We start from the raw sequence: 641 nt of genomic DNA, 5'->3' as shown, positions 1-641 counted from the left end.
TATATCCCCGCACTTAGTTTTGTTGCAGGACTGTTGAACCAAGGTATCTTTCCGACCTCTGATGCCTACACAACAAATGATGACATCATTGTGGAGGCAAATGATGGTGTTGACTTGGCCGCCAATGTCTTTGTTCCTAATGACCTGTCAGAACCAGCACCAGCCATCATTTTTGTAAATAGCTGGGCTCTGAATGAATATGAGTATTTAACACAAGCAGGAGAGTTAGCAGAAAAGGGCTACATCGTTTTTAGTTATAGCACTCGAGGTTTCGGCACATCAGAAGGCATGATTAATACGGCTGGCCCAAAGGACATCGATGATTTTAGCCGTGTGATAGATTACCTTATCGAAAACTATAACGTAGACCCAGAGAGAATAGGGAGTGCGGGTGTTTCCTATGGTTCAGGTATTTCTTTGATTGGCGCAGCACACGACCCTAGAATAAAAGCCGTTTCAGCAATGAGTGCTTGGGGCAGCTTGGCAGATTCGTTATATGGAAACCAAACACCTCGCTTGGTCTGGGGTGAGCTACTAACACTAAGTGGCAACTTACTCGGAAATCTGGACCCAATTGTCGAGCAGCACTGGTCAAATATCAAAAATCAGAACTTAAGTGAGATTCCTGCTGTTATGGAGTG

1 protein-coding gene is annotated in these 641 nt (G+C 44.5%); it reads left to right on the top strand.

Going from position 1 to position 641, the window contains the following annotated elements; genetic code table 11:
* The coding region (locus A3763_RS01225) for an alpha/beta fold hydrolase (RefSeq protein WP_156494805.1) at positions 1–641 on the top strand (641 nt) is incomplete at both ends.

The sequence above is a fragment of the Oleiphilus sp. HI0128 genome, from assembly GCF_001635365.1.
Note: the sequence above shows the minus strand (reverse complement) of the source record. Positions and strands in the feature narration are given on the sequence as shown.